This window comes from Streptomyces sp. NPDC007264 (genome assembly GCF_042869095.1).
In the GTDB taxonomy this organism is placed as follows: domain Bacteria; phylum Actinomycetota; class Actinomycetes; order Streptomycetales; family Streptomycetaceae; genus Streptomyces.
This window is the reverse complement of record NZ_JBIAFD010000013.1, coordinates 52,349-69,237: the sequence shown is the minus strand read 5'-3', so window position 1 is coordinate 69,237 and position 16,889 is coordinate 52,349. Positions and strand designations below refer to the sequence as shown.

The 16,889-nt window shown below is 72.1% G+C and carries 16 protein-coding genes; 10 read left to right on the top strand and 6 right to left on the bottom strand.

Annotated features, from left to right (window positions below):
- Positions 1-72: 72 nt before the first annotated feature.
- Positions 73-681, top strand: coding sequence for a TetR/AcrR family transcriptional regulator (locus ACFYMU_RS22630; RefSeq protein ID WP_388375948.1), 609 nt, complete (start codon positions 73-75; stop codon positions 679-681).
- A 73-nt stretch (positions 682-754) separates the two neighbouring features.
- On the opposite strand, the gene ACFYMU_RS22625 is transcribed toward ACFYMU_RS22630, so the two are convergent.
- Genes ACFYMU_RS22625 through ACFYMU_RS22610 form a run of 4 tightly spaced genes read right to left on the bottom strand, consistent with a single transcriptional unit; the run spans position 755 to position 4,182 of the window.
- Positions 755-1,678 (bottom strand): LysR family transcriptional regulator, encoded by a 924-nt coding sequence (locus ACFYMU_RS22625; protein ID WP_388375945.1) that lies wholly within the window; start codon positions 1,676-1,678, stop codon positions 755-757.
- Positions 1,679-1,688: 10 nt separating this feature from the next.
- Positions 1,689-2,828 (bottom strand): NAD(P)/FAD-dependent oxidoreductase, encoded by a 1,140-nt coding sequence (locus tag ACFYMU_RS22620; protein ID WP_388375942.1) that lies wholly within the window; start codon positions 2,826-2,828, stop codon positions 1,689-1,691.
- On the bottom strand, positions 2,825-3,013 hold the full coding sequence (locus ACFYMU_RS22615; protein WP_360748075.1) for a ferredoxin: 189 nt from the start codon (positions 3,011-3,013) through the stop codon (positions 2,825-2,827). Before ACFYMU_RS22615 ends, ACFYMU_RS22620 begins: the two co-directional genes overlap by 4 nt.
- On the bottom strand, positions 3,010-4,182 hold the full coding sequence (locus ACFYMU_RS22610) for a cytochrome P450 (protein WP_388375939.1): 1,173 nt from the start codon (positions 4,180-4,182) through the stop codon (positions 3,010-3,012). The genes ACFYMU_RS22615 and ACFYMU_RS22610 overlap by 4 nt, the downstream gene beginning before the upstream one ends.
- 181 nt (positions 4,183-4,363) lie before the next feature.
- Between ACFYMU_RS22610 and ACFYMU_RS22605 the strand changes: the two genes are divergently transcribed.
- The 6 genes from ACFYMU_RS22605 (at position 4,364) to ACFYMU_RS22580 (ending at position 11,199) form a co-directional block, all read left to right on the top strand.
- Positions 4,364-5,338, top strand: a complete 975-nt coding sequence (locus ACFYMU_RS22605; protein ID WP_388375936.1) for a phosphotriesterase — start codon at positions 4,364-4,366, stop codon at positions 5,336-5,338.
- 57 nt (positions 5,339-5,395) lie between these two features.
- Positions 5,396-6,349: a phosphotriesterase gene (locus ACFYMU_RS22600; protein ID WP_388375933.1), complete on the top strand. Its 954-nt coding sequence runs from the start codon at positions 5,396-5,398 to the stop codon at positions 6,347-6,349.
- 25 nt (positions 6,350-6,374) lie between these two features.
- Entirely contained in the window at positions 6,375-7,499 is a 1,125-nt protein-coding gene (locus tag ACFYMU_RS22595) for an FAD-dependent oxidoreductase (RefSeq protein WP_388375930.1), read from the top strand.
- Between the two features lie 5 nt (positions 7,500-7,504).
- The gene (locus tag ACFYMU_RS22590; protein WP_388375928.1) at positions 7,505-8,428 is read left to right on the top strand and encodes an alpha/beta hydrolase; all 924 of its coding nucleotides are present in this window, start codon (positions 7,505-7,507) and stop codon (positions 8,426-8,428) included.
- A gap of 88 nt (positions 8,429-8,516) precedes the next feature.
- Positions 8,517-9,455, top strand: coding sequence for an MBL fold metallo-hydrolase (locus tag ACFYMU_RS22585; protein ID WP_388375925.1), 939 nt, complete (start codon positions 8,517-8,519; stop codon positions 9,453-9,455).
- 19 nt (positions 9,456-9,474) lie between these two features.
- Complete coding sequence (locus ACFYMU_RS22580; protein WP_388375921.1) at positions 9,475-11,199, top strand: CocE/NonD family hydrolase; 1,725 nt, start codon at positions 9,475-9,477, stop codon at positions 11,197-11,199.
- 114 nt (positions 11,200-11,313) lie between these two features.
- Here ACFYMU_RS22580 and ACFYMU_RS22575 read toward each other — a convergent pair whose 3' ends face one another.
- Both ACFYMU_RS22575 and ACFYMU_RS22570 read right to left on the bottom strand, forming a co-directional pair.
- Entirely contained in the window at positions 11,314-12,951 is a 1,638-nt protein-coding gene (locus tag ACFYMU_RS22575; protein ID WP_388375919.1) for an MFS transporter, read from the bottom strand.
- A gap of 343 nt (positions 12,952-13,294) precedes the next feature.
- Entirely contained in the window at positions 13,295-14,071 is a 777-nt protein-coding gene (locus ACFYMU_RS22570) for an IclR family transcriptional regulator (protein WP_388375916.1), read from the bottom strand.
- A 75-nt stretch (positions 14,072-14,146) separates the two neighbouring features.
- Here ACFYMU_RS22570 and ACFYMU_RS22565 point away from each other — a divergent pair, with 75 nt between their 5' ends.
- The 3 genes from ACFYMU_RS22565 to ACFYMU_RS22555 are packed head-to-tail and all read left to right on the top strand — an operon-like array spanning position 14,147 to position 16,877.
- Positions 14,147-15,316, top strand: coding sequence for a cupin domain-containing protein (locus tag ACFYMU_RS22565; RefSeq protein WP_388375913.1), 1,170 nt, complete (start codon positions 14,147-14,149; stop codon positions 15,314-15,316).
- Positions 15,313-16,161 carry a fumarylacetoacetate hydrolase family protein gene (locus ACFYMU_RS22560; RefSeq protein ID WP_388375911.1) on the top strand — a complete coding sequence of 283 codons (849 nt, stop codon included), beginning with the start codon at positions 15,313-15,315 and terminating at the stop codon, positions 16,159-16,161. The genes ACFYMU_RS22565 and ACFYMU_RS22560 overlap by 4 nt, the downstream gene beginning before the upstream one ends.
- Positions 16,161-16,877, top strand: coding sequence for a maleylpyruvate isomerase family mycothiol-dependent enzyme (locus ACFYMU_RS22555; RefSeq protein WP_388375908.1), 717 nt, complete (start codon positions 16,161-16,163; stop codon positions 16,875-16,877). The genes ACFYMU_RS22560 and ACFYMU_RS22555 overlap by 1 nt, the downstream gene beginning before the upstream one ends.
- The last annotated feature ends 12 nt before the right edge of the window (positions 16,878-16,889 follow it).

The following is a 16,889-nucleotide window of genomic DNA, read 5'->3' as shown; positions in this document are numbered from 1 at the left end:
ATCCATGCGGCTAGTAAAGGCAGAAGGCGGGCTGTGCGTTCGACGGGCAGGGGGAGCGTTAGGATCTCGGACATGGCCAACCTTCGCGAGGCGCAGAAGCAGATGACGCGCCGCCTGCTGCTGGAGTCGGGGCTCGAGCTGTTCAAGACGAAGGGGTATGCCGCCACCACGGTCGACGACATCGCCACCGCGGCGGGCACCACACGAGTGACCTTCTACGCGTACTTCCCCTCCCGCAGCGATCTGATGAAGGCGCTCATCGACGAGCAGCTCAACGAGGTGCTGCAGCGCGTGCGGTCCCCCGAGCACGGCTCCACGGCGCGGGACCTCGTCGCCACCGTCACCGAGGGGACGCCGGAGGCGATCATGGCATGGCTGCGGCGGACCGCCGACAGCTGGCCGGCCGTCCGGCCGATCATCCGCATCGCCCGCGACGCCGCGGCGGTCGACCCGGAACTCACCGACCTGGTCGAGCGATGGCTGGAAGAGGCCATCAGCGACATCGAGGACGGACTGACGGCGGCCGGGCGCCTGGAGCCCCACCAGCGCCACTTCCGGGGCGTTCTCGCGATGGCCCAGCTCGACTTCGTCGCCCAGCACTGGGGCCGGGCCGACTGGAAGATCACGCGTGAGCAGATGCTCGACGAACTGGGCGACAGCTGGGTGCGGCTCCTGACATGAGCCGACCGGGCCGCAGGACCCGGTGCGTGCTTCCCGGCCGGCCCGTCGGCGGGGATCGTGGGCGCGGACGGCGTCACAGGTGCGTCGCGACGTCGAACAGCAGCGCCCGGAGCCATTCGATGAAGTACTGATCGGTCAGCCGGGGGTTCCAGACCATGTCGATCCCGAGCCCGGGGATCGGGAACGGGAACTCCTCGATCCGGAGGTCGGCGAGCGTCCGCATCGCGGCGGCGACCCGGTAGCGCAGGAGAGCGACGCCGCCCGCGCGTGCGACGAGGTAGGGCACCAGCAGAAAGTCGGAGATCAACCCGCCGACGCGATAAGGGACACCGTGTTCCTCCAGCACCGCATAGGGGAAGACCCGCCGGTCGGTGTCCACGACGATGTGCCGCTGCGTGGTCAGGAGGTCGAGCGCGCTCGCCTCCGGCGGCGCGTCCGGTGCGGCCACCACCACGCAGCGGTCGTCGTACAGCCGCTCCCGCGGGTACGGCGAGACGTGTCCCTCGGAGAGCAGCACGACGTCGACGCCGCTGTCGGTGAAGGTGGCGTCGGTGGGCACCGTGATGGTGCGCAGACGCAGGGTGGCGTGCGGAGCGCGCTCGGCCACGAGCCGCGTCAGCCGAGGGCCGACGACGAACGCCGTGCTGTTGGTCATGGCGATCGTGATCACGCGCCGGTCCGTGGCGGGGTCGAAGCGGGGGAAGTCCACGATCTGTGCCGCCTGCTGGAGGGCGCTGCGCAGCGGCGCGATCAGCTCCAGTGCCCGCGGCGTCAGCGTGACGCCCGCCCCCCGCCGGACGACGAGCTCGTCACCCAGCAGCCGCCGCATCCTCGTCAGGGCGTGGCTCATCGCCGGCTGCGACAGGCCGACCCGCTCGGCGGCCCTGGTCACCGAACGCTCTTCCAGGAGAGCGAGGAGAGGCACCAGCAGGTTGAGGTTGACCGACGCCAGCCGGTCGAGCCCGGAACCGGGGGTGCCCTCTCCGTCGTCGCCCATGCGGAAAACCCTACGCGGCCGCGCGGGTCATGCGGCGCAGCCGGGGGATCGGAATGCGGTAGTTGAGCGCCGCGGCCACGCCGGTGCCGTCCCCGAGCGGCCACCGCAGCAGGGCCGGGCCGCCGGGCGCCCCGTCGACGTACTCCGGTTCCCCGTCCGGCGGCAGATGGCCCACCGCCTTCAGGCTCAGCCCGAACTGCTCGGTCCAGAAGTAGGGCTGGAACTCCAGCGGTGGCGCCTGGTCGCCGTGCAGGAGCGCCCGCGCGGCGGCCTTCGCCTGCTCGATCGCGCTGCTCCACAGCGGGACGCGGCGCAGGCCGGAGGCGGTGGGGAAGGCCGCGAGGTCGCCGACGGCCGCGACCTCGGGGCGGACCAGCCCGCGGGAGTCGACGGGCACGGCGCCGTTCACCGTGAGGCCCGTGTCCGCGAGCCACTCGGTGTTGGGCACGTCCCCGACCGCGGACAGGAGGACGTCAGCCTCGAGGACCGCACCGTCGTCGAGGACGACCCGGGCCTCCCCGCCCCGCCGTTCGAACCGGGCCGACCCGGTCTCGACGACGGTGAGCCCCTGCTCCAGCGCGGCCTTGACGAAGACCTCGGCGAGGTGCGGACCGAGCTGGAGGGTCAGCGGCAGCCCCTGGGAGACCAGGGTGACCCGGCAGCCGGCGGCCAGGCACCCCGAGGCGATCTCCATGCCGAGCGGGCCCCCGCCGACCACGACGACCGACGGCCGGGCCGCCAGCAGGCCGCGCAGGGCCAGCGCGTCGTCGAGACCGCGCAGGGTCAGCTCCTCGGGGAGGTCGGACAGCCGCCGTGCCCGGGAGCCGGTGGCGAGGACCACACGGTCGTAGGGCAGGGCCGCGCCGTCGTCGAGGGTGACGAGCCGCCGGTCGAGGTCGAGCCCGGTCGCCCGTACGCCCAGCAGCTCGGTCGCCCCGTGGCCGGCCGGCGGCAGCACGTGGGACGACAGGTCGTCGCCGTCGAGCAGCAGCGCCTTCGACAGCGCCGGACGGCTGTAGGCCGGGTGCGGCTCGTCGCCGACGATGGTCAGCTCGCCGTCGAAGCCGGCGTCGCGGAGGGTGTCGGCCGCGGTGAGGCCGGCGATCCCGTTGCCGACGACCACGACGCGGCCGACCGTGCCGGTGCTCACACGATCCTCAGCGCGGCGACCGGGCACACCCGCGCGGCGGCGTTCGCCGCGGCGGCGTCGGCCTCGCCGATCTCCTCGCGGTCGATGACGAGTTCGCCCTCGTCGTCGAGGTGCATGAGCTGGGGCGCGGCCTCCTCGCACAGGCCGTGGCCCTCACAGCGGGGGCGGTCGAGAACGATCTTCATGCCGGGATCACTTCCAGGACGGGGAGCTCTTCGATGCTCCGGGTGATGTTGCTGGGGACGCGGACCTCGGGTCCGACGACGAGGCGCTCGACGCGCCGGGAGAGCGCCTCGATCACGGCGTGGGCCTCCAGGCGGGCGAGTCCCTGCCCCGCGCAGCCGTGCGGGCCGTAGCCGAACCCCAGGTGGTCGACCGGGTTGCGCTCGACGAGGAAGGCGTCCGGGTTGTCGTAGTGGCGCGGGTCGCGGTTGCCGGCGCCGAGCAGCACCGCGATCTGCGCACCGGCCGGGACGACGGTCCCGTCGATCTCGACGTCCTTGGTGGCGCGCCGGCCCCAGGCGTTGATGGGCGGCCAGAAGCGCAGCACCTCGTTGAACGCCGCCGGCACCAGCGACGGGTTCGCGCGGACCAGGGCGAGCTGGTCGGGGTGCGCGGCGAAGAGGGCGACGATGTTGCCGATCGCCGCGATCGTCGAGTCGACGCCGGCGCCGAGGTACTGGTGGATGATGTGGCCGGCCGTGTCCGGCGGGATGTCGCCGCGCGCCTCGGCGTCGAAGATGCCCCGGCCCACCGACCCCTCGGCCAGGTCCTCGGCGGTGACCTGGGAGCACCAGCCGTACAGCTCGCCGGCGATGGGGAAGTTGTCGGCCGTGCGCTGGTTCATCGGGCCGAGGACCTGCATGGCGGCCTGGCCCCAGCGCAGCATGTTGTCGCGCACGTGGCCGGTGAAGCCGATCAGGTCCGCGACGACCTCCAGCGGGAAGGCGCGGGCAAGGGCGTCGATCGCCTCGAAGGAGCCCCTGTCGACGAGTTCCGCGACGAGCGCGTCCGCCTTCTCCTCGATCCGGACCTTCAGTCCGCGCAGCGCGCGGGGCGAGAGGTTCTCGGTGAGGGTGGCGCGCAACTGGGTGTGCACCGGCGGGTCGGAGGCGAGCGAGGTGCCGGTGAGCGCCTCGTTGGCCATCGGGTTGAAGGCGATGGACGTGGAGGAGAACGACTCCCAGTCCGCGAGGGCGCCGCGGATGGCGTCGTACCGGGTCAGCGCGTAGGCGTCGTTCTTCGGCAGGCGGACGACGGGGCTCTGCTCCCGCAGTTCCGCGTACACGGGGTAGGGGTCGAGCACGACCTCGTCGGCGAAGAGGTCGATGCCGGAGGTGGGTGGGGTGGTCATGCCGTCAGTGAAGTGGCTGGTTCCACACACAGCAAATGAATCGTTTACATGATGTTATATTTGCATCGTTTATGCTGTTACTTTTTCGTGGCGTTCGTTTCATTGACGCCACGTAAAGTGAATGGCTACCGTGGCTGAGCCACAGGGTGCCGTGCACCCACCCCGGACACGTGAGGCAGGCATGAGCGGCAAGAGCAACACCGTGAACACCGTCCTGGGCCCGGTGCCTGCTGAGGAGCTGGGTACCGTCGCGGTCCACGAGGCGCTGCTCTCGGTGGTTCCCGGCGCGGAGTACGCCTTCGACATCACCCTCGACCGTGCCGAGATCTTCGAGACCCTCGCCGCGAAGCTGACCGACTTCCGCGCCCACGGCGGCGGCACCGTCGTCGACGCGACCGGCATGTTCCACGGCCGGGACGTGCGGCTGTACGAGGCCCTCTCCCGCGCGACCGGCGTGCACATCGTCGCCTCCACGGGACAGGGCCCGGAGGAGATGCTCGGCGGCTACTTCCTCACGCCCCAGACCAACCCGCCGACGCCCTGGCCCGCCGAGAAGTTCGCCGACCTGTTCACCAAGGAGATCACCGAGGGCATGGTGGTCCCCCGCGTGGAGCGCCGCGGCACCGCAGGGCTGGTGGCCGCCATGGCGACCCGCGAGGGCATGACCGCGACCGACGAGAGCCTGTTCCGCGGCGCGGCCCGCACCGCGCTGGCCACCGGCGTCCCCGTCTCCGTCCGCTACGGCGCCGACGCCGTCCGCGACCTCGACGTCGTCCTGGACGAGAAGGTGCCGGCCGACCGTGTCGCCGTCGGCGGACTCGACCGCCGGGACGCCGTCGCCGCCGGCGCGCCCCTGGAGGTCGCCCGCCGCGGTGCCTACGCAGCCCTCGACCACGTCGGCGTGGAGGACGACGACCACGTCACCGACGCCCAGCGCGCCGCCCTGGTCGCCGACCTGGTCCGGGCCGGCTTCGGCGACCGGATCCTGCTCTCGAGCAGCGCGACCGGGGTGGCGAAGGGCCACCCGGCCAACGACCTGCCGTACAGCTACGTCCTGACCGCTTTCGTCCCGCTCCTGAAGGCCCAGCGCCTCAGCGACGAGGACGTCCGGCGGATTCTCGTCGCGAACCCCCGCGACCTGCTGTCGGTGCGTTGAGAGCTGCGCCCCGCAGCGCGAACGACCATCGAGTCTCTTCCCCCAAAGGTGAGTGTTGTGTCGAGAGTGAACACCGTGCTGGGGCCGATCCCGGCGGAGGAGCTGGGTCTCGTGGCCATCCACGAGCACATCGGCTACGGCATGCCCGGCTCCGAGCTGGATACGCAGTGGTGGAAGACCCCGGAGCAGCGGTACGAGGAGACCGTCCCGAAGCTGCGGAGGTTCCACGAGTACGGCGGCGGCACCTTCGTCGACGCGACCGGCATCTGCAACGGCCGTGACGTCGACTACTACAAGTCGCTGTCCGCGAAGACCGGCGTGCACATCGTCGCCTGCACCGGCTTCGTCGGCGGCGACACCGCCCTGTACCACTTCGCCACGGCCGACGTGGACTACCTGACCCGGCAGTTCGTCCACGAGATCACCGTCGGCATCGGCGACACCGGCAGCCGGGCCGGCGTCATCAAGGTCGGGGTCAGCCGCGGCGGTCGGATGACGGACCTGGACAAGCGCATCTACCGCGCCGCGGCCCGCGCCGCGCTCGCCACGGGCGTACCCGTCCTGACCCACCTCGCGATCGACGCCGAGAACGCGATCGCGATCTTCGACGAAGAGGGCCTTGCTCTGGACCGCGTCCTGTTCGGGCACGTCGACGACGGCGTGAACGCCGACAAGACGCGCGACGTCTGGATCGCCGAGCAGGGCGGCCGGATCGGCTTCGACACCTTCGGCTACGAGTCCGAGCTGCCGGACCCGCCCTTCTGGGCCCGCCCCCGCAAGGAGCGCCTCGACCACTTCCTGCGCTTCGTCGGCGAGGGCCGGCTGAAGCAGGTGCTCGCCTCCGCGGACGCCAACTGCAGCCCGCTGGGCTGGCCGGGCGTCAAGGGGCACACCGTCAACTACATCTTCGAGGACCTCATCCCGGACCTCCGGGCCGCCGGCCTCGACGAGGCCGCCATCAAGACGGTCTTCGTCGACAACCCGGCCGACTTCCTCACCCTCCAGAAGTAGAACCAGAAGCAGAGAGAAGCACCCAATGCAGACTTCGGACCTCAAGAACCTGAAGATCGCCATCGTCGGCGCGGGGTACGCCGGCGCGGCGTCGGCCAAGGCCCTGAGCCTGCTCGGCGCCGATGTCGACGTCTACGAGCAGGCGGGCCAGATCCGGGAGGTCGGCGCCGGCATCGGTCTGCGTCCTTCGAGCATGAACCGGTTCCGCGAGTGGGGGATCTTCGACGCGATCGCGAAGGTGAGCTCGCCGAGCGACTACTTCGAGATCCTCTCGGCCACCGGCGACCCGATCATGAAGGACACGTGGCCGGAGATCGACGACTTCGCCGAGGAGACCAAGACGCACCTGATCCACCGCGGCGACTTCATCGAGGCCCTCCTCGGCGTGCTCCCCGAGGGCATGGTGCACCTCGGTCACAAGCTGGAGAGCATCCAGGACAAGGGCGACACCTCCGTCCTCACCTTCGCCAACGGCAGGACCGTCGAGGCCGACCTGGTCGTCGGAGCCGACGGCATCAAGTCGGTGGTGCGCCAGAACCTGTTCAGCGACAAGCCCCCGGTGTTCTCCGGTGAGCACGCCTACCGCGCGGTGATCTCCGTCGACGACGCCCACGGCACGGTCGTCGACGACAACCTGCGGATGTACATCGGCCGGGGCACGAAGATCTACCTGCTGCCGCTGCGTCACCGCGTCCAGGTGTCCTTCGACGTCACCACCCTGTGCCCGGACAGCTCCTGGTCGCCGGCGGCCACCAAGGACGACCTCATGGCGGCGGTGGAGGGCTTCGACGAGCGCCTCGTCAGCATCGCGCGCGACCTCGACATGAGCGCCGTGAACGTCCGCGCGGTCTACGACATCGACTCGGTCGACACCTGGCACTCGGACTCCGTCGCCCTCGTCGGCGACGCCGCCCACTCGATGCTGCACCACCAGGGCCAGGGCGCGAACTCGGCCATCCTGGACGCCGGCAGGCTCGCCGACGCCCTGCGCGAGGCGGACTCCGTGAAGGAGGCGCTGGCCCTGTACCAGGCCACCCGCAAGCCGATGACCGACGAGCTGCAGCGCATCTCGCGCCAGGGGTGGACCGAGGACGAGATCAACGCCGTCTTCCCCGGGCAGAAGCCCGCGGCCCAGCAGCCCCAGGACTGACGCCCATGCCGCTGCACCCCGAGATCGCCAAGGTCCTCGCGAGCCTGCCGGCCCCGCCCGAGGGTCCGCTCGACCCGGTCGCCATGCGCGCCGCCGAAGAGGCGCAGGTCGCTCCGCTCGCGGAGCGGCTGCCCCTCCACGCGGTCGAGGACGTGACCGTGCGGACGGCGTCGGGCGAGGTGCCGGTGCGGATCTACACCCCGGACGAGGCCGGCCGTCACGGCGTGCTGGTGTACTTCCACGGCGGCGCGTTCTTCCTCGGCAGCCTGGAGACGCACGACCACGTCGCGCGGTCGCTGGCGAAGGAGACCGGACTCGAGGTCGTCTCCGTCGGCTACCGCCTGGCGCCGGAGGCCGCCTTCCCGGCCGGTCTCGACGACTGCTACGCGGTCGTGCGCTGGGTCGCCGAGCAGGGCGCGAGCCTGGGCTGGGACGGCACGACGCTGGCCGTCGCCGGCGACAGCTCCGGCGGCACCTTCGTCGCCGCGGTCGTGGCCAGGGCGCACGACGACGGCTTCGACCGGATCACCCACCAGGTCCTGTACTACCCGTCGCTCGACCTGGACTTCGACGTCGACCGCTACGCCTCGCTGCGGGAGAACGCCGTGGGCCACGGCCTGGAGACGGCCGGTCTGAAGCCGTTCAACGCCTTCTACCTCGACAGCGGCGCCGACCCCGCGGACCCGCTGGTCTCGCCGCTCAAGCGGGCCGACCTCAGCGGGCTGCCGCCCGCCCTCGTCGTCACCGGGCAGTACGACCCGCTGCGCGACGAGGGCGAGCTGTACGGCCGGCGGTTGCGGGAGGCCGGGGTGGAGGCGACGGTGAGCCGGTACGAGGGCGCGGGCCACGGATTCGTCCAGCACTTCTCCTGGATCCCGGAGTACCACCGGGTCTTCGAGGAGACGCGCGACTTCCTGCGCCGGCGCTGACCCCGCCCCGGTGACCTCGTAGGCGATCAGGCGATCAGGCGATCAGGCGATCAGGCGATCACGCGATCACGCGTTCAGAAAGAGAGACATGACGCACGCAGTCGACATCCATCCCCTGGTCTCGCCCTGGGGGCGGTTCGGTCTCTACAGCTTCTTCATCGACGCGCCCGAACCGGCCGTCGTCGACACCGGGATCGCCTCCTCGCCCGCCGAGGGGATGGCTCCCGCGCTGGAGGCGATCGGGCGGCGCATCGAGGACGTGCGCTGGATCCTGCTGACCCACGGTCACATCGACCACGTCGGCGGGGCGCACGCCTTGTGGGAGCTCACCGGCCGGCGTGCGCAGGTGGTGATCCACGGGGCCGACGCGCCGATGCTCCGCTCGAGGCGGGCCCATGTGGAGGAGTACCTGGAGGGTCGCGGCCGGTACCTGCGCGACCCCGAGGGCGAGGCGAAGGTGACGGCCGCCGGGAACGCCGTCATCTCCGGCGAGATGGAGCCCACCCTGCTCGTCAGGGGCGGGGAGACCCTCTCCCTCGGCGGCGTCACCGTCTCGGTGCACTCGATCCCGGGCCACACGCCCGGGTCGGTCGCCTACGTCGTGGACGGTCAGCGGTCGGTGTTCGTCGGCGACGCGGTGCAGGTCCACGGGGCCGCCAACGGCTTCCCCGGCTTCACCGACCCGGCCGCCTACCGGGCCGGCCTGGAGTACCTGCGCGACGAGGTCCGTCCCAGTCACCTGTACCTCGGGCACCCGTACCGCCGCGCCGACGGCACGCCGTACGGCGTGGAACTCGACGCGGCCCAGGCCCAGGAGGCCATCGCCCAGAGCCTCGCGGTCGAGGGCCGGGTCGGCGAGGCCGCCTGCGGCTGCATGGAGGCCGGGCTGCGGGAGACGGACTCGGCGTACTCCCCGTTCGCCCCCGTCGCCGAGGAGCTCGGCTACACCGGCGATCCCACGCTCGAACCGTCGCCGTTCTTCACCTCGATGCACGGCTATCGCACGAGCCACGACCAGAACTTGTGACACAGGAGCTTTCGCCCTCATGAGTGAGTTTCAGAAGATTCAGGCGGGCGACCAGCAGATCGTCGTCCGTAAGGACCTCCGGGTGCCGATGCGCGACGGTGTCACGCTGGCCGCCGACACCTACAGCGGCGTGGACGACACGCCGCGCCCGGCGCTGGTGGCGCTGAGCCCGTACGGCAAGGAACTGCAGGCCCTCGCGCTCACCACGCCGCCGCAGCGCCGGCCCAGCCCGATGTGGGACGGCTGCATCGAGGCGGGCGACATCGCGCGCGTCGTCAAGGAGGGCTACGTCCACGTCATCGGCGACCTGCGCGGCTCCGGCGCCTCCGGGGGCGAGCACATCGGCAACTACAACGCCGGCGGCGTCCCGCTCGGCCAGGACGCCTACGACGTCATCGAGTGGGTCGCGGCGCAGCCGTGGTGCGACGGCAACGTCGGCATGATCGGCATCTCCTACTTCGGCTCGATGCAGGTGCTCGCCGCGGCCGAGCGTCCGCCGCACCTCAAGGCGATCTTCGTCAGCGGCGGTCACTACGACTTCTACGAGACCACCTACCACGGCGGCGTCATGTGGTTCATGCCGCGCGCCGCCCGCGAGGGTCGCGGGGGCGACTCCGGCTGGGCCTTCACCGACGGCGTCAAGTCCCGGATGCTGGAGACCCTCTCGCCGGAGGAGATCAAGGAGCGCGTCGCCGAGCGGCTGCGCGACCCGGACGTGGCCGCCTGGCCGAACCTGGTCCATGTCCTCACCTACCCGAAGAACCACGAGGCCTGGTTCGACATCGTGCTGAACGAGGTCGACGGCGAGTGGTACGAGGAGCGCAACCCGATCACGCTCGCGCCCAACATCGACATCCCGGTCTGGCTCCAGATCGACCAGGGCCGCGGCTGGACGACGGACGGCACCATCGAGCTGTTCGACGCGCTGAAGGGCCCGAAGAAGCTGGACATCGGCCCGTACCCGCCGATGCAGTCGCGCCCCTTCGTCGAGGAGCACGACAAGATGTTCCGCTGGTACGAGTACTGGATCAAGGGCATCGACAACGGGATCATGGACGAGCCCGCCGTCACCGTCCACGTCGAGGGCTCGCGCGAGACCGTCACCGGCGCCCAGTGGCCGCCGAAGCCGGTCGAGCACCGGTCGCTGTACTTCCGCCCGCGCCGCAAGCTCTCCTTCGAGCCGGAGCCGATGGGCGCCGAGTACGCCGCCCCCGACGGCTTCTACCAGGCGCCGCTGACGGTGACCGACAAGGTGGAGATCCTGAGCTGGAGCACGGAGCCGTTCACCGAGCCGACCGAGATGATCGGCCAGGGCGCGGCGCACCTCTTCGCCGAGATCGACCAGCCCGACACCAACTTCATCCTGCGTCTGTGGGACGAGGCTCCCGGCGGCGGCCGGCAGCTCATCACCGCCGGCTACCTCAAGGCGTCCCACCGCGAACTCGACGAGGAGCGCACCACCGAGGGCAACCCCTACCATCCGCACACCCGCGCGGTGCCGGTGGAGCCCGGGAAGATCGAGGAGTACGTGCTGCGGCTCTACCCGTTCGCGGCCACCTTCAGGCCGGGGCACCGCCTGGTGGCGGAGCTGTCGAACGACGAGCCGCTGGCCGACGCGCACAACGCCCTGCTGCCGCCGGACGCCTTCCACCTGCCGGTGGGCCGCCCCGTCACCCACAAGATCTACCGTGACGCCGCACACCGCTCCCGGCTCGTGCTGCCGTTCACGGCGGGACGAGGGTGACAGAGACCGTCACCATCCTGCGGGTCGGCCACCCCTTCGTGCGGGGTGGCCGACCTTCTTGCTTCTCCGGCGCACCGCCTCCGCCGCCGGACCCGTCGGCGGAGGCGGTGCGGGCTACCTGGCCGCCGGTTCCGGTGTGCCGTCCCGGCGCGCGGCCTCCGGCTCGGACGAGGACTCGGCGTGGGCGTGGCCGGCCCGGATGCCGATCAACCCGACGGCGGTGAGGACCGCGGCCACCGCGGCGGCGACGGCGCAGACGGCGAACGCGGAGGTGAAGCCGCTGCCCAGGGACTCCAGGGCGATGCCGTGCGCGGCCGAACCGGGGGTGCCCGCCGGCAGGCTGTTGACGGCGATCGGCCCTGCGGCCTGGCCGATCCCGCGCGCGGCGCCCAGCTGGTCGGGCGGGAGCTTCGCGCCGTCCAGCGTCGAGGCGAACACCGTGCCCGCCTTGCTGAGGGCGACCGCGCCGACGACGACCGGGCCGAGCGCGAACCCGAGGTCGCGCAGCATGTTCGTGGTGGCGCTCGCCATGCCCGCGAGGTGGGTGGGCACGCTGTTGAGCGCGACGGCCGTCATCGAGCTCACGCCGAGCGCGAAGCCGACACCGATCAGCAGGTCGGGCACGACGAAGGGGGTCAGGCCGGTGTCGGTGACGTCGAGCCGGGTGCACAGGAAGGATCCGACGGCCATCAGGGCGAAGCCCGACGTCAGCAGCCAGGCCGGGGCGACCCGGTGCAGCAGCCGGGAGACGACCGGGATGAGCACGAACGCGGGCCCCTGCAGCAGCAGGAACGGAACGGCGACGCGGATCGGGTCCTGGTGCTGCACCGGTCCGAGCCACATGCTCGTCGCGAAGCACGCGCCGAGGAACGCGAGCATCCCGATGACCGCGACGACGGACGACACCGTGAAGGCGCGGTTCCGGAAGAGCTTCAGATCGAAGATGGGGGCACCCGCGCCCAGTTCGACCAGGACGAACCCGGCGAGGAAGACGGCGCCGAGGGCGAAGGCCAGGATGACCCAGAAGCTGCCCCAGCCGGACTCGGGACCCTCGACGGCGCCGTAGAGCACCAGGATGAGGCCGATCGCGAACGTGATCTGGCCCGGCACGTCGATCCTGCGGCCCTCGGGCGCCGACGACTCCGCGGCGAGCCAGAGCGAGAGCACCACGCTCGCCAGGGCGAGGGCGACCAGCACCCAGAAGGAGCCGCGCCAGGACCCCACCTTGGCGAACATGCCGCCGAGCAGGGGCGAGACGGCCGCGCCCGCGGACAGGAAGCCGGACCACACGGCGACCGCGTGGGACCGCTGCCGGGCGGTGCGGGCGGCCACCGCGAGCATGGCGAGGGAGGCGGGGAACATGGCGCCGGCGCCGAGGCCGTTCAGCGCGGCGCCGACCCAGAGCGCCTGCACGGTGGGTGCGAGCGCGGCCACCGCGCTGCCGACGGCGACGAGGGCCGCGCCCGCCGCGATCAGCTTCTTGCGCCCGAACAGGTCGCCGAGCACGCCGAAGGTGAACTCGAAGCAGACCACCGCCACCATGAACGCGGCGGTGATCCAGGTCAGTTGCGAGCCGTGGGTGTGCAGGTCCTCCTGGAAGAGCCCGTTGAGGGAGGCCGGCAGTGCGTTGGCGACCTGTGCCACGAGCACCGCACAGCATGCGGCAGCCAGTGTTCCCGCGTAGCCCGGTGTCCGGGCCGCCCCCGCGGTGGGGCCGTGGGACGTCGTCGTCGTCCCGTTGTCGAGCGTCATTGCTTCTCCCTGGCTGGGATGGTGGGTCGTCCCGCTCTCGGGTGGGACGGCTTCGGCGCGTGCCGAAGCGGAAAGCGGGGGGGGTGTGTCGGCGTCGGCTCGCCGTTCTCGCCGGGAACCCGGCGGGGGCGCGCATGACCGGGGCCCGTCGCACGCTGCCCGTCAGGCAGGTGGGAGGGGCCCCGAATCGGACGCGGTGCCGTGGAGAATGGCACTTCGCTTTACGTCGCGTCAATGAAATATGCGATAATTAAGTACAACAATCTTGATGTAAGACCTTGACCGGTTCGGATGCAGGGCCGCGGCTCTCGGGAGCGGTCCTTCCGGGGCGCCGGCCGCGGGATCAGCGTCCCTCGGCCAGATCCGCCTCCAGGGCGCGTGCCGCCGAGTCGAGGGCGGCGACCAGGGGCCGGAGCCGGTGGGGGTCGTAGCGCACGCCGGGCATGGACACCGACAGCCCCGCCTGCGCCGTTCCGTCCGGGTCGCACACCGGGACCCCGACGGCCACGAGCCCGCGCTCGGAGAGCTCCCGGTTCACGGCGAAGCCGCTGCGGCCGACGCGCCGCAGCTCGGCCCGCAGCGGTCCGAGGTCCGGGCGGTCCCCGGGCCGGTCGCGGTAGCGCTCGGGGGCGTAGACCTCCTCCAGCTCCTCGTCGCCGAGCTCGGCGAGCAGGAGCAGGCCGGCGGTCGTGCGGTGCGCCGGGAAGACCATCCCCTCGCGCGAGCCGACCCGCAGGGCCTGCCCGCACTCGACGCTGGCGATGAACCGGGCCGTGTCGCCCGTGCGCACGGTCAGGTTCACGGTCTCGTCGAGGAGGTCGACCAGCCGGTGCAGGTGGGGGAGGGCGGCGGCCCGCAGCCGGGACACCTGCGACTGGGAGTGCGCGGCCAGTTCCAGGACGGGGCCCGCGTGGTAGACGCGGTTCTCGTCCTGCACGGCGAAGTCCCGGTAGACGAGCATCGCCAGCAGCCGGTGGGCGGTCGACCTGGCCACCCCCAGCCGTTCGGCGATCTGGGAGACGGTCGCCCCGCCCTCCATCTGCAGCATGGTCGCGGCCCTGAGGGCGTGGTCGACGCTGGCGACGGGGTAGGGCGGCGGTGTCTTGAGGGGCTTGTCCATGGCTGCTCCACTGCTGCTGTTCTGCTATCCAGAATCTACATGTCTTCCTGAGAGAAACGCCGCACCCTGAGGACTGTGACTCAGTCCTCCATCGCTCAAGACATCGCCACGGGCTCCCCCGTCCGGCTGCAGGCCGTCGCCGGTGAGGGCCGGCCCGAGGTCACCCCGGCGCTCGAGGCGCTGTACCGGGGCTTCGAGAACGAACTGCTCGTCCCGCTGTGGACCGAGATCGGCGACCTGATGCCGGCGCACCCACGCTCACGGGCCGTGCCGCATCTGTGGCGCTGGGAACGGTTGCGGGAGCTCGCCGCGCAGGCCGGCGACCTGGTGCCGGTCGGCCGCGGCGGTGAACGCAGGGCCATCGCCCTGGCCAACCCGGCCCTGGACGGCCGCCCCTTCGCCACGCCCACGCTGTGGGCCGCCATCCAGTACCTGATGCCCGGCGAGGACGCCCCCGAGCACCGGCACACGCAGCACGCGTTCCGGTTCGTCGTCGAGGGCGAGGGCGTGTGGACGGTCGTCGGCCGGGACCCGGTGCCGATGCGGCGCGGCGACTTCCTGCCGCAGGCCGGGTGGAACTGGCACGCCCACCACAACGCGACCTCGGAGCCGATGGCGTGGATCGACGGCCTGGACATCCCGTTCCAGTACGTCACCGAGTCCCAGTTCTTCGAGTTCGGCCGCGACGAGATCACCGCCGCCGAGCGGATCACCCCGGACCGGTCGCGCTCCGAGCGCCTGTGGGGCCACCCGGGGCTGCGGCCGCTGTCCGCCGGTGCCCCGGCCCCCGGGACGCCGCTGCTGGCGTACCGCTGGGAGCACACCGACCGGGCCCTGTCCGACCAGCTCGCCCTGGAGGCGGAAGGGTTCGGCGGCACCGTCGAGCCCGGGCACGCCGCCGTCCGGTTCACCAACCCCGCGACCGGCGCCGACGTCCTGCCCACCATCCGTGCCGAGATGCACCGCGTCGTCCGCGGCGCCCGGACCGCGCCGGTGCGCGAGACCGGCTCCTCGGTCTACCAGGTCTTCGACGGCTCCGGCACCGTCACCGTCGGCGACACCTCGTGGTCCGTGACGCGCGGCGACCTGTTCGTCGTCCCGTCCTGGCAGCCGTTCTCGGTCCGTTCCGAGGCCGGTTCCACCGACTCCGACGCCGGCTCGCTCGACCTGTTCCGCTTCAGCGACTCCCCGATCTTCGAATCCCTTCAGCTCCACCGCGCGCACATGGAAGGAACCACCCGATGAGGCTCGCCACCATCCGGATCGACGGCACGACCCGGGCCGTCAAGCTCGACGGCGATGTCCTGGTCGACCTCGGCGCCGCCGACCTCGGCGCCCTGCTGGGCCAGGACGGCTGGGCCGAGCGGGCCGCGGCGGCGACCGCGGGGAACGCGACCGCCTACGCGACCGCCGGCGCCGAGTTCGCCCCGGTGGTCCCGGGGCCCTCGAAGGTGGTCTGCGTCGGGCTCAACTACCGCAACCACATCCAGGAGATGGGCCGCGACCTGCCGGAGTACCCGACGCTGTTCGCCAAGTTCGCCGACGCGCTGATCGGCGCGGGCGACGACATCGTCCGGCCGGACGAGACCGGCGAGTTCGACTGGGAGGTCGAGCTCGCGGTCGTCGTGGGCAAGCCGGTGCGCCGCGCCCGCGGCGTCCAGGCCGAGCAGGCGATCGCCGGCTTCACCGTTCTGAACGACATCACCTGCCGGGACTGGCAGTTCCGCACCCGCGAGTGGCTGCAGGGCAAGATCTGGGACTCCACGACCCCGGTCGGCCCGTACCTGGTGACCCCGGACGAGCTGCCCGGCGGCGTCCGTCCCGCCCTCGACGTCCGGCTGACCGTCGACGGCGAGGTCATGCAGTCCGACACCACCGCCGACCTGCTCTTCGACCCGGTCACCCTGGTCGAGTACGTCTCCACGATCGTGCGCCTCAACCCGGGCGACATCATCGCGACCGGGACCCCCGGCGGTGTCGGCCACGCCCGCAGGCCGCAGCGCTACCTCCTGGGCGGCGAGACGGTCGTCGCGGAGATCGAGGGACTCGGCCGCCTGGAGAACAAGGTCGTCCAGGAGAGGCCCGCCTGATGCCCCGCACCTTCGACGACGCCCGCCGCTGGGCGCGGTTCGGCACCTCCCTCCTCGTCGAGGCGGCGGACCGGGCGGACCTGGACGACGACGGGCTGGGCGCACCGAGCGCCCTGCCCGGCTGGACCAGGGGGCACGTGGTGGCCCACGTCGCGGCCAACGCCGACGCCCTGGGCAACCTCGTCCACTGGGCCGCCACCGGCGAGCCCACCCCCATGTACTCCTCCGCCGAGGAGCGCGCGGCCGGGATCGAGAGGGGCGGCCGGCTCCCGGCCGCCGAACTCGTCGCCTGGCTCCGCCGCTCGGCGGACGCGCTGGAGACGGCGATGGCGGCGCTCGGCGACCAGCAGTGGCGGTCGCCGGTCGTGACCGCCCAGGGCCGGACCGTGCCCGCCACCGAACTGCCGTGGATGCGCTCCCGCGAGGTGTGCGTCCACGCCGTCGACCTGGGCACCGGCCCGTCCTTCGCCGACCTGCCCGCCGACTTCCTCGCCGCGCTCTGCGACGACGTCGTCGGCAAGCGCCGCAACGGCCCCGGCCCGGCCCTGGTCCTTCAGGCGGCGGACACCGGCGGCCGCTGGGAACTGCCCGGCGAGGGCGACACGGCCCACCTCACCGGCCCGCTCCACGAGATCACGGCCTACCTCACCGGACGGGAGAGCGCCCTCACCGCCCCCGGCGGCGGCCCCGCCCCCGCCCTGGCCGCCTGGCTCTGACCCCCCGGCCCG

What these genes read in the sequence shown, in the direction of transcription:
- ACFYMU_RS22580 (WP_388375921.1), top strand. Translation starts at nt 9,475, where the DNA reads ATGAGTGAGTTTCAGAAGATTCAGGCGGGCGACCAGCAGATCGTCGTC.
- ACFYMU_RS22625 (WP_388375945.1), bottom strand. Translation starts at nt 1,678, where the DNA reads ATGGGCGACGACGGAGAGGGCACCCCCGGTTCCGGGCTCGACCGGCTG.
- ACFYMU_RS22575 (WP_388375919.1), bottom strand. Translation starts at nt 12,951, where the DNA reads ATGACGCTCGACAACGGGACGACGACGACGTCCCACGGCCCCACCGCG.
- ACFYMU_RS22605 (WP_388375936.1), top strand. Translation starts at nt 4,364, where the DNA reads ATGAGCGGCAAGAGCAACACCGTGAACACCGTCCTGGGCCCGGTGCCT.
- ACFYMU_RS22570 (WP_388375916.1), bottom strand. Translation starts at nt 14,071, where the DNA reads ATGGACAAGCCCCTCAAGACACCGCCGCCCTACCCCGTCGCCAGCGTC.
- ACFYMU_RS22590 (WP_388375928.1), top strand. Translation starts at nt 7,505, where the DNA reads ATGCCGCTGCACCCCGAGATCGCCAAGGTCCTCGCGAGCCTGCCGGCC.
- ACFYMU_RS22595 (WP_388375930.1), top strand. Translation starts at nt 6,375, where the DNA reads ATGCAGACTTCGGACCTCAAGAACCTGAAGATCGCCATCGTCGGCGCG.
- ACFYMU_RS22585 (WP_388375925.1), top strand. Translation starts at nt 8,517, where the DNA reads ATGACGCACGCAGTCGACATCCATCCCCTGGTCTCGCCCTGGGGGCGG.
- ACFYMU_RS22555 (WP_388375908.1), top strand. Translation starts at nt 16,161, where the DNA reads ATGCCCCGCACCTTCGACGACGCCCGCCGCTGGGCGCGGTTCGGCACC.
- ACFYMU_RS22560 (WP_388375911.1), top strand. Translation starts at nt 15,313, where the DNA reads ATGAGGCTCGCCACCATCCGGATCGACGGCACGACCCGGGCCGTCAAG.
- ACFYMU_RS22610 (WP_388375939.1), bottom strand. Translation starts at nt 4,182, where the DNA reads ATGACCACCCCACCCACCTCCGGCATCGACCTCTTCGCCGACGAGGTC.
- ACFYMU_RS22615 (WP_360748075.1), bottom strand. Translation starts at nt 3,013, where the DNA reads ATGAAGATCGTTCTCGACCGCCCCCGCTGTGAGGGCCACGGCCTGTGC.
- ACFYMU_RS22630 (WP_388375948.1), top strand. Translation starts at nt 73, where the DNA reads ATGGCCAACCTTCGCGAGGCGCAGAAGCAGATGACGCGCCGCCTGCTG.